Genomic DNA, 10751 nt, shown 5'->3' on the forward strand with positions numbered 1-10751 from the left:
GACGGGCTCCGGGCCGGACCGGCCTCAAGCCTCGGCGAGCTCCGCGGTGCAGGCGGCGCAGAGCCCGAAGACGTCCACGACGTGGTGCGCGTCCGTGAAGCCGTTCTGCGACGCGACCGAGCGCGCCCACTCCTCGACCTCGTCGGCCGCGATCTCGACCGTCAGCCCGCAGCGGCGGCAGATCAGGTGGTGATGGTGCGTCCCCGGCGTGCAGGCGCGGTAGAGGCTCTCGCCCTCGGGCGACTGCAGCGAGTCGGCCTCGCCCTCCACGGCCAGGTCCGAGAGCGCGCGGTAGACCGTCGCGAGCCCGATCGGCGAGCCGGAGGCGTGCAGCGCACTGTGCAGGCCCTGGGCGCTGACGAAGTCCTCGCGACGCCCGAGGGCCTCGCGCACCGCCTCGCGCTGCCACGTGTTGCGCTTGACCACTGGACCACCTCCACTCCGCACGACCCGGGCCACGCTACCGCCCCCCGCCGACGGCGAGCCGGGAGCGCCGGACGCCCTTGCGGCCGATGATCCGGCAGACCGCGTAGATCGCGAACGAGATCGTCGTCACGTAGGGGCTGATCGGGATCGATCCGCCCAGCGCGAGCAGGATGCCGCCCACCAGCGCGCCGACGGCGAAGAGCACGCTCAGCAGCGGCACGACCACCGGCGAGGCGGAGAGGCGCAGCGCCGCGGCCGCCGGCGTCACCAGGATCGCGAGCACGAGCAGCGAGCCGACGATCTGCACCGAGACGGCGACCGCGAGGCCGAGCAGGAGCATGAACGCGATCGAGAGCGCCCGGGTGGGGATGCCGCGCGCGGCCGCCACGTCGGCGTCGACGCTCGCGAAGGTGAGGGGGCGCCAGATCAGCGCGAGACCGACGAGGACGACCACCGAGATGCCGATCAGCCACCCGAGCTGCGGGTCGTCGACCGCGACGATCTGACCCGTGAGCAGGCCGAACTTGTTCGCGCTGCGGCCCGGGTAGAGGGCCAGGCAGAGGATGCCGATGCCGAGTCCGAACGGCATCAGCACCGCGATGATCGAGTTGCGGTCGCGGGCGCGCGAGCCGAGCACGCCGATCAGGACCGCCGCGATCAGCGAGCCGACGATCGATCCCTCGACGACGCCGACGCCCAGCAGCAGCCCCGCGGAGGCCCCCGCGAACGAGAGCTCGCTGATGCCGTGGACCGCGAACGCCATGTCGCGCGACATCACGAAGACGCCGATGAGCCCGCCGACCACTCCGAGGACCGCGCCGGCGATCACCGAGTTCATCAGGAGCGACAGCAGCGCTCCGTAGTCGGAGAAGTCGAAGATCTGCGACCAGACGTCCGTCACGACTGCCCCTCCTCGTGCTCGTGCACGTGCGAGTGGTCGGGGGCGCCGACCACGATGACCCGGCCCCGGGCGCGGATCACATCGACGGGTGCGTCGTAGAGCTCGCTGAGCACCTCCGAGCGCAGGACCTCGTCGGGGGTGCCGATCCGGAACCGGCCGCCGGCGAGGTAGAGCACGCGGTCCACCATGCCGAGCACCGGATTCACGTCGTGCGTGACGAAGAGGACGCCGAGGTTCCGCTCGCGGCGGTGCCGGTCGATCAGCTCGCTGACCGCCCGCTGGTGGGCGAGGTCGAGCGCGATCAGCGGCTCGTCGCAGAGCAGGAGCGCCGGGTCGCCCGCGAGCGCCTGGCCGACGCGGACGCGCTGCTGCTCGCCGCCGGACAGGCTGCCGATGGGGGCGTCGGCGAAGGCGGTGGCGCCGACGGCCTCGAGCAGCGCGTCGACGGCTGCGCGCCGGGAGCGGGAGGGCAGGGGCAGGCCGAACCGGTGGCCGTCGATCCCGAGCCCGAGCAGATCGCGCGCGCGCAGCGGCGTGCCCTCGTCGGCGAGCTTCTGCTGCGGGATGTAGCCGATGCGCCGGTTGCCGCGGTGCACGGGCTCGCCGAGCACCTGCAGCTCCCCCGCGCTCAGCTGCTGCTGGCCGAGCACCGCGCGCAGGAGGCTCGTCTTGCCGGAGCCGTTCGCGCCGAGCACCGCGACGAACTCGCCGGCGCGCACGTCGAGGTCGACGCCGCTCCACAGCTCGCGGTCGCCGAAGCGGAGCCCGGCGCCGCGCAGCCGCAGCACGGACGCCGAAGGGCCCGCCTCCGGGGAGACGGGCCTGGTCGGGGAGTCGTGCCTCACTGGGAGAGGGCTCCCTCGATCGCGTCGAGGTTGGCGGTCATCCAGCCGGTGTAGTCGTCGCCCTCGGGCAGCGTCTCGGTGACGGGGACGGCCGGGATCCCGGCGGCCTTCGCGGCGTCGAGCACCGCGTCCGTCTGCGCCCCCTCGGTCTGCTCGTTGTAGATCAGCGCGTCCACGGCCTCGCCGGAGAACAGCGCCAGCGTCTCCTGGAGCGTGGTCGCGGGGACGTCGGTGCCCTCCTCGACCGCCTCGCTGAAGGCCTCGGGGGTCGCGTCGGTCAGGCCGAGCGCGTCGGTCATGTACAGCGGGACGGGCTCGGTGATCGCGATGGAGCGGCCGGAGAGCGTGCCCTTCAGCTCGCTCTCACGGGCGATCAGGGCGTCGAGCCCCTCGTCGAGCGTGGCGAGGTTGGCCGAGTAGGCGGAGGCGTTGTCGGGGTCGAGCGCGGCGAGCTCGTCGCCGATCCGCCCCGCGACCTCCTTCATCACCGAGAGGTCGTACCAGACGTGCTCGTTGAACTCCGCGTGCTCGTGCCCGCCCTCCGACTCCTCCTCCTCCGCGTGGTCGTGGACGTCCTCCAGGCCGGCGATCACGGTCGCCGTGATGACGGGGGCCTCGGTGCCGGCCGCGCTGATCATGGTGTCGAGGAAGTGGTCGTAGCCGCCGCCGTTCTCGATCACGAGGGTCGCGCCGGACACGGCGAGCTGGTCGCGGGCGGTGGCCTCGTACTCGTGCGGGTCCTTGTCCGGGCTGTCGATGATGCTGGTCACCTCGACCAGGTCGCCGCCGATGCTCGAGACGAGGTCGCCGTAGACGTTCGTCGACGCGACGACCTTCACGGGCCCGCCCGCGGCGGCGGCGGCGGAGGAGCTGTCGGAGGCGCTGCCCGCTCCGGAGCAGCCGCTCAGGGCGAGCGCGGTGCCGCCGAGGAGGGCGGTGAGGGCGAGGAGGCGGGTCTTCACGGTGAGCCGATCTGGGTCAGGGGCCGGGCGGGTGCCCCCACGCTAACGGCTATTGATAACGATTGTCAAAATCGTGCGGAGGCGCCCGCCGGTCATCCGCGGACACACGCGGACACGGGGCGACACGCGCCTCGCTCCGGCCCCCTCGCCCCTGGCACAGTCGCTGCACACCGCCCCCGACGAGACGAGGACACCGTGACCACCACCGCACCCACGACCACCGGCGCCGACGCCGCGACGACGATCGGCGCCGCCGCCGAGCACTGGTCGACCGCCCCCCGGCCCGACTCCCCCGACGCCTGGCTCGTCCGCGCCGAGGAGGTCGCCGCCGTGCTCGCGACCGACGCCCTCGAGCGCGACCGCGCCGGCGCCGCCCCCTTCGCCGAGGTCGCCCTGCTCAAGGCGGCCGGCCTCGTCACGCTGCTCGGGCCCGCCGAGCACGGCGGCGGTGCCCAGGAGTGGACCACCGCCCTCCGCGTCGTCCGCACCGTCGCGCGCGGCGACGGCTCGATCGGCCAGCTGCTCGGCTACCACTACCTCTGGGCCTGGGCGGCCCGCCTCGTGGGGACCCCTGAGCAGATCATCGCGGTCGAGCAGCTCGCGACCGAGGGGGACCTCCTCTACGGAGGCGCGGTGAACCCGCGCGACTCCGACCTCACCGTGCGGGAGGAGGGCGACGAGCTGGTCTTCACCGGCCGCAAGTCGTTCTCGACCGGCGGCGTGGTCAGCGACCTGACCGTGCTCGAGGGGGTGCTCGAGGGGACGGACACCCACCTCTTCGCGATCGTCCCCACCGATCAGGAGGGGATCGTCTTCGGCCGCGACTGGGACAGCCTCGGCCAGCGGCTCACCGAGTCCGGCTCCGTCGAGATCCGCGGCGTCCGCGTGCCGTGGGCGGCGGCGGCCGGCTTCGTCGACAGGGTCTACCGTCCGCTCGTCTACAACACCCTCAACGTGCCCGTCATCCAGCAGGTCTTCGCCGAGTTCTACCTCGGCATCGCGCAGGGAGCGCTCGAGCGCGCGGCGCAGTACACCCGCGAGCGCACTCGGGCCTGGCCGTACGGCGGCGACGACAAGGAGCGCGCCGGCGACGAGTGGTACGTGCTCGAGGGATACGGCGACCTGCAGTCCCGGCTCTGGGCCGACGAGGCGCTGATCGACGCGACGGGGGCCGCGCTCTCGGCCGCGCTGCACGCTCCGCGCGAGGAGCTGACGCCTCGGCGCCGCGGCGAGATCGCCGTGCGGATCGCCGCGGCCAAGGCGCGGATCGTGGAGGACGGCCTCGCGACGGCGACCCGCGTCTTCGAGCTGACCGGCGCCCGCGCCTCCGCGAGCTCGGTCGGACTCGACCTCTACTGGCGGAACCTCCGCACCCACTCCCTGCACGATCCGCTGCCCTACAAGCGCCGCGAGGTCGGCGTCTTCGCCCTGCTCGACACCGTCCCCGAGCCCAGCTGGTACACCTGATCGGCCGCGGGGCGCGTCCTGCTCCGGCGGCGCGCCCCGCCCGCACGCCGCCCCGGCGTCGATCCGCGACAGGCCGGAGCGGAGCCCCGGGGTAGCGTGAGGGCCGAGCGGAGGGAGGACCGTGGCCGTCACGCTGCACGACGTCGCCCGCGCCGCCGACGTCTCGATCAAGACCGTCTCGAACGTGATCAACGACTATCCGCACGTGCGCCCGGCCACCCGCTCCCGGGTGCAGGCGGCCATCGCGCAGCTGGGCTACCGCCCCAACCTCTCCGCGCGGAGCCTGCGCCGCGGCCGCACCGGCGTGATCGGCCTCGCCCTGCCGGAGCTGAGCCTCCCCTACTTCGCCGAGCTCGCCGACAGCGTGATGCGCGCCGCCGACGAGCGCGGCCTGACGGTGCTGATCGAGCAGACCGGCGGCGACCCCGAGCGCGAGCGGAGCGTCCTGGCGAGCGAGCGCCGGCAGCTCACCGACGGGCTGCTCTTCAGCCCGCTGGGCCTCGCCGACGAGGACGCACTCGCGGTCGGCTTCCCCCTGGTGCTGCTCGGCGAGCGGATCTTCACCGGGCTGGTCGACCACGTCACCATGCAGAACACCGCGGCGGCGCACGCGGCCACCGCGCACCTGCTCGCCTCCGGAAGGCGCCGGATCGTGGCGCTCGGGACCCACCCCGACGCCGCCGTCAGCTCGGCGTCGCTCCGCCTCGAGGGCTACCGCGCCGCGCTCGCCGAGGCCGGCATCGCCTACGACGAGCGGATGATCGGCGTCTCGGGCCCGTGGCGGCGCTCCGGCGGCGCCGAGGCGATGCGCCGCCTGCTCGCCTCCGGGCTCGACTTCGACGCCGTGTTCGCGCTCAACGACACCCTCGCGCTCGGCGCGGTCCGCGCGCTCCAGGAGGCGGGGGTCCGCGTCCCCGAGGAGGTGGCGGTGATCGGCTTCGACGACATCGACGAGGCGGGCTACTCCTCCCCCAGCCTCTCCAGTGTGGACTCGGGGCGCGACGAGATCGCGCGGACCGCGGTCGAGGTGCTGCAGGCCCGGATCGAGGGCACCCGCACCGGCCCGGGGACGCTCCACGAGGCGGCGTTCACCGTGGTCGCCCGGGAGTCGACCGCGGGCCGGCCGATCGCGGAGGACCCGTCGGTCGGCCGGGCGTCGGCCGGGGCCTAGGCGCAGGTCCCGCTGCCGCAGATCTCGCGGCGGATCCACGCTCCCGCGTCCGCGACGGCCAGCTCGCCGCGGCGGAGGAGCCGGCTCCACTCCACGGCCCGCGTCGTCGGCCGAGCCGCGGACGTCGCCGCCGACGGTGCGGAGGAACAGGTGCGCGAGCGGGCCGCCGAGGTACAGCGTGGCGCCCGCGACGCCGGCGAAGTGGCGGGCCTGGCCGCGGGTGCCGTCGTCGTAGGGGCGGCGGAAGCCCTTCCCCCGGACCCGGTTGCGGCCGCCGTGCGCCAGGTCGAGAGCGCCGAGCGGGGCGCTGCGGATGCCGGCGACGTCCTTCGCGACGGCCGCGAGGAACGCGCGCGGGCGGGGATGCGACGCCGCGAGGGCGTCGGCGCGGTCGGCGAGCTCGGAGCAGGCGTCGGTGACGGCATCGGAGGAGGGCACCCGCCCAGTCGAGCACAGGTGCGCTGAGCGGCGGCGGGGAGACGCGACGCCCGAAGAGGTCTGCCGCCGTCGGCAGCGGCGAGCAGCGAGGCAGGAGGGGGCCGGTGCCGCTCTTGACAGCGGCCGAGGCGGGGCGGACCATCGTGTACAACGTTAGAAAGACCGCTCGCCGCCGAGCCCGCTGCGGGAGCCCGAAGCCCGAAAGGCCCTCATGACCGACGCCCCCGCCGCCACCGCGCGCATCAGCCTCGACCCCGCCGCGGTCGTCGCCCCCGTCACTCCGCGCCTCTTCGGCTCGTTCGTCGAGCACCTCGGCCGCTGCGTGTACGACGGCATCTACGAGCCCGGCCACCCCGCCTCGAACGAGGACGGGTTCCGCCTCGACGTGGTCGAGCTGGTCAAGGAGCTGGGCACCACGACGATCCGCTACCCCGGCGGCAACTTCGTCTCGGGCTACCGCTGGGAGGACGGCGTCGGCCCGCGCTCCGAGCGCCCCCGCCGCCGCGACCTGGCCTGGCACTCGCTCGAGACCAACGAGGTCGGGCTGGACGACTTCGCGAAGTGGGCGGAGCTGACCGGCAGCGAGATCATGTACGCCGTCAACCTCGGCACCCGCGGCGTCCTCGAGGCGCTCGACGTCCTCGAGTACGCCAACGGACCGGCCGGCACCGCTCTCGCCGACCAGCGCATCGCCAACGGCGGGACCGAGCCCTACGACATCCGCATGTGGTGCCTCGGGAACGAGATGGACGGCCCCTGGCAGGTCGGCCACATGAGCGCCGACGACTACGGCAAGCTCGCCTCCCGCACCGCCAAGGCCCTCAAGATCGCCGACCCCTCGCTCGAGCTGGTCGTCTGCGGCTCGTCGAGCTCGTCGATGCCGACCTTCGGCGAGTGGGAGCGCGTGGTCCTCGAGCACGCGTACGACGACGTCGAGTACGTCTCGTGCCACGCCTACTACCAGGAGTACGACGGAGACCTCGGCTCCTTCCTCGCCTCCTCCCTCGACATGGAGTACTTCATCGCCACCGTCGCGGCGACCGTGGACCACGTGAAGTTCAAGCTCAAGAAGTCGAAGGACATCAAGCTCTCCTTCGACGAGTGGAACGTCTGGTACCTCGAGGAGTGGCAGGCCAAGGAGAAGGCCGACGCCGAGGGCGACCAGAGCACCCGCGAGTGGGCCTACGCCCCGCGCCTGCTCGAGGATGTCTACTCCGTCGCCGACGCCGTCGTCCTCGGCAACCTGATGATCACGCTGCTGAAGAACTCCGACCGGGTCACCTCCGCCTCCCTCGCGCAGCTCGTCAACGTGATCGCGCCGATCATGACCGAGCCGGGCGGAGCCGCCTGGCGCCAGACCACGTTCTTCCCGTTCTCGACCACCGCGCGCCTGGCCTCCGGCTCGGTGCTGCGCCCCCGGATCGACGCGGGGACCTACTCGACCGCCCGCCACGGCGACGCTCCGCTCATCGACTCCGTCGCCACCGTCGACGAGGGCCGCGCGGCCGTCTTCCTGGTGAACCGGTCGCAGACGGAGCCGATCGAGGTCACCGTCGACGTCAGCGGCCTCGGAGTCTCGAGCATCGCGGAGGCGGTGGCCCTGTTCGACGAGGACCCCTACGCGAAGAACACGCGTGACGACCAGGACCGCGTGCGCCTGCGCGAGGCCCCGGCGACGCTCGAGGACGGCGTGCTGACGCTGACCCTCCCGCCCGTCTCGTGGACGGCGGTCGCGCTCACGGCGTAGCGACGTCCGACCCGCGGGACCGCGTCCGGCTTCCCGGAGCCGCGCGGACCCGCGGGCCCCGTCGGGAACCGTCCCGGCTCAGGCCGCGGGCCGCAGCGGGGAGGAGGCGCTCGAGCTGGTCCGCGAGGTCGTCCGCCACCCCCACGAGTACGTGGCGGGGATCGGGCTCGACAACCTCGAGACGGCGGGTCCGCCCGAGCGCTTCGCCGACGCCTACCGCCTCGCCGGGGGGGCCGGCCTGGGCCGGACCGCCCACTCCTCCGAGCACGCCCCGACCGCCGCCAACACGACGACCTGCCTCGATCTGCTGGGCTGCGACCGGATCGACCACGGCTACTTCGTCCTCGAGGACCCCGCCGTCGTCCAGCGCGTCCGCGAGCAGGGCGTCGTGTTCACCGTCGCCTCGACGACCTCGCGCCGCTCCTGGCGGCCCTGGCGGCGCGCGTCCATCCGGGCGATGCTCGACGCGGGACTGCGGGTCGTGCCGTGCTCCGACGATCCCGGGATGTTCCCGACCACGCTGGCCGACGAGTACCGCCTCGCCGCCGGCCCGATCGGCGCGACCGCCGCGCAGCTGCGCGCGATGGCGCTCACCGGAGCGGAGGCCTCCTGGCTGCCCGCCGATGAGAAGGAGAGTCTGCGCGCGTCGTTCGCCGCGGAGCTGGACGCGCTGGACGCGGAGTTCGGGCTCGTCTGAGGCCCGGGACGCGACGGGCTCCCCGCCCTGACAGAGTGGACGGATGAGCCCCCTTTCCGATCCCCTGGCCTTCGACCTCGAGGCGCTGCGCCGGGAGGTGCTGCCGGACGACGGGGGCGAGGTCGACGACAGCATCCCCGCGCTCGCGGACGCCGACCCGGGACTCTGCGCGATCGCGCTCGTCCTGCCCGACGGGTCCGTCCGCGCGAGTGCCGACGCGGAGGCGCGGTTCAGCATCCAGTCGGCCGTGAAGCCGTTCCTGTTCGCGCTCGCGCTCCTCGACACCGGCGGCGACGCGCTCGACCGCGTCGGCATCGAGCCCACCGGCGAGGCCTTCGACGCCCTCAAGCTCGAGAGCGGCACCGGGCGTCCGCCGAACCCGATGGTCAACGCGGGAGCGCTGCTGACCGCCGCCCTGGTCGACGGCGGCGACGCCGACGGCCGGAGCGAGCGGATCCTCCGCGGCCTCTCCGCCTTCGCCGGCCGCCCGCTCTCCGTCGACGAGAGCGTCGCCGCCGACGAGCACCTCCTCGGCGACCGGAACCACGCCCTCGCGCACCTGATGCGCGCGGAGGGCACCCTGCACCGCAGCGCCGACGACGCCGTCTCCGCGTACGCCCGGGCGTGCGCCGTGCTGGTCGACGTCCGCGACCTGGCCGCGATGGGCGCGACGCTCGCGTTCGGCGGCGTGCACCCGGGGACCGGCGAGCGGGTCGTGCCGGCGTCGGTCGCGCGCGACGTGGTCGCGGTCATGGCGACGTGCGGCGTCTACGACGGATCGGGCCGCTGGATGCGCGCGGTCGGCGTGCCCGCCAAGTCGAGCGTCTCGGGCGCCCTCGTCCTCTCCGCTCCCGGCCGCCTCGGCGCCGCCGTCGTCAGCCCGCCGCTGGACCCCCAGGGCACCAGCGTCCGCGGCGCCCGCGTCGCCGCCCGCCTGAGCGACGCCCTCGCCCTGCACTCCTTCGCGGTCGCCCCCCGCTGACCGCTGCCCCGTTCCCCCGCTCTCCCCGCTCCCGCCGGCGCAGCCGCGGCCCGTGCCCCGCGCCGTCACAGGCGCCGGCGCCCACCGCACCCTCAGCGGAGACCACCCGCCCTCCCGCGACAGCGAAGGGCCGAGCCGCATCCGTGCACGCTCGCCCTCAGGGCCGAGCCACGTCAGCGCACGCTCGCCCGCAGGGCCGAGCTGACCGCCGAATCGCGTTCCAGCGATTCGCCGTAGCGGTACACTCCCCGCTCCACGAAACGCACCACCTCGTACAGCCGACCGCGGAGCGGATGACGACGAAGGAGGAATCCGCTCGATCGAGCACCGCCGAGCTCACCGCCGAATCGCGTTCCAGCGATCCGCCGTAGCGGTACGCTCCCCGCTCCACGAAACGCCCCACCTCGTACGGCCGACCGCGGAGCGGATGACGACGAAGGAGGAATCCGCTCGATCGAGCACCGCCCGCTCAGTCGAGCAGCAGCGCCGGTTCCTCCAGCACGCTGGCGACGTCGGCGACGAAGCGGCTGACGACGTCGCCGTCGACGACGCGGTGGTCGAAGGAGCCGCCGACCGTGGTGACGAAGCGGGGGCGGACCTCGCCGTCGACGACCCAGGGCTTCTGCTTGATCGTGCCGAGGGCGATGATCGCGACTTCGCCGGGGTTGAGGATGGGGGTGCCCGTGTCCATCCCGAACACGCCGATGTTGGTGATGGTGATGGTGCCGTTCTGCATGTCGGCGGCGGTGGTCTTGCCGTCGCGGGCGTCGAGGGTGAGCTTCTCGAGGGCCTGCGCCAGTTCGAGGAGGCTCATCGACTGGGCGTCCTTGACGTTGGGGACGAGCAGTCCGCGCGGGGTGGCCGCGGCGATGCCGAGGTTGACGTAGTGGCGGACGACGATCTCGGTGTCGGTCCAGGCGGAGTTGACGGTGGGGTTGCGGCGGACGGCCCAGATGATGGCCTTGGCCATGATGAGCAGCGGCGAGACCTTGACGCCGGCGAAGTCGGGCGAGTTCTTGAGGCGCTTGACGAACTCCATGGTGCGGGTCGCGTCGACGTCGACGAAGACGCTGACGTGGGGCGCGGTGAACGCGCTCGTCGACATCGCGGCGGCG

General features: G+C 73.7%; 11 protein-coding genes. 6 read left to right on the forward strand and 5 right to left on the reverse strand.

Annotated elements, in window-relative coordinates; translation table 11 throughout:
- Positions 1-24: 24 nt before the first annotated feature.
- Genes C5B92_RS13850 through C5B92_RS13865 form a run of 4 tightly spaced genes read right to left on the reverse strand, consistent with a single transcriptional unit; the run spans position 25 to position 3134 of the window.
- A complete protein-coding gene (locus C5B92_RS13850) occupies positions 25-426 on the reverse strand; it encodes a Fur family transcriptional regulator (RefSeq protein ID WP_104238381.1) in 402 nt (133 codons plus the stop codon).
- A gap of 34 nt (positions 427-460) precedes the next feature.
- A complete protein-coding gene (locus C5B92_RS13855; protein WP_104224551.1) occupies positions 461-1264 on the reverse strand; it encodes a metal ABC transporter permease in 804 nt (267 codons plus the stop codon).
- Positions 1265-1323: 59 nt separating this feature from the next.
- The gene (locus tag C5B92_RS13860; RefSeq protein ID WP_104247996.1) at positions 1324-2172 is read right to left on the reverse strand and encodes a metal ABC transporter ATP-binding protein; all 849 of its coding nucleotides are present in this window, start codon (positions 2170-2172) and stop codon (positions 1324-1326) included.
- Positions 2169-3134 (reverse strand): metal ABC transporter solute-binding protein, Zn/Mn family, encoded by a 966-nt coding sequence (locus tag C5B92_RS13865; RefSeq protein WP_104350500.1) that lies wholly within the window; start codon positions 3132-3134, stop codon positions 2169-2171. Before C5B92_RS13865 ends, C5B92_RS13860 begins: the two co-directional genes overlap by 4 nt.
- A gap of 195 nt (positions 3135-3329) precedes the next feature.
- Here C5B92_RS13865 and C5B92_RS13870 point away from each other — a divergent pair, with 195 nt between their 5' ends.
- From C5B92_RS13870 to glsA, 6 genes are all read left to right on the forward strand, one after another.
- Positions 3330-4601, forward strand: coding sequence for an acyl-CoA dehydrogenase family protein (locus C5B92_RS13870; RefSeq protein WP_258061472.1), 1272 nt, complete (start codon positions 3330-3332; stop codon positions 4599-4601).
- Between the two features lie 121 nt (positions 4602-4722).
- The gene (locus C5B92_RS13875; RefSeq protein ID WP_104350501.1) at positions 4723-5772 is read left to right on the forward strand and encodes a LacI family DNA-binding transcriptional regulator; all 1050 of its coding nucleotides are present in this window, start codon (positions 4723-4725) and stop codon (positions 5770-5772) included.
- 150 nt (positions 5773-5922) lie between these two features.
- The gene (locus tag C5B92_RS13880) at positions 5923-6237 is read left to right on the forward strand and encodes a hypothetical protein (protein WP_104350502.1); all 315 of its coding nucleotides are present in this window, start codon (positions 5923-5925) and stop codon (positions 6235-6237) included.
- Positions 6238-6421: 184 nt separating this feature from the next.
- Positions 6422-7957 (forward strand): alpha-N-arabinofuranosidase, encoded by a 1536-nt coding sequence (locus tag C5B92_RS13885; RefSeq protein WP_104350503.1) that lies wholly within the window; start codon positions 6422-6424, stop codon positions 7955-7957.
- A 115-nt stretch (positions 7958-8072) separates the two neighbouring features.
- Positions 8073-8654: a hypothetical protein gene (locus C5B92_RS13890; RefSeq protein WP_104350504.1), complete on the forward strand. Its 582-nt coding sequence runs from the start codon at positions 8073-8075 to the stop codon at positions 8652-8654.
- 43 nt (positions 8655-8697) lie between these two features.
- Positions 8698-9636, forward strand: a complete 939-nt coding sequence (glsA, locus tag C5B92_RS13895) for a glutaminase A (RefSeq protein WP_104350505.1) — start codon at positions 8698-8700, stop codon at positions 9634-9636.
- A gap of 469 nt (positions 9637-10105) precedes the next feature.
- Here the strand turns inward: glsA and C5B92_RS13900 are convergent.
- Positions 10106-10751 (reverse strand): dihydrolipoamide acetyltransferase family protein (locus tag C5B92_RS13900; protein ID WP_146079326.1); only part of this gene is annotated, 646 nt, incomplete at its 5' end.

Source organism: Rathayibacter sp. AY1A4, from assembly GCF_002930955.1.
GTDB lineage: Bacteria > Actinomycetota > Actinomycetes > Actinomycetales > Microbacteriaceae > Rathayibacter.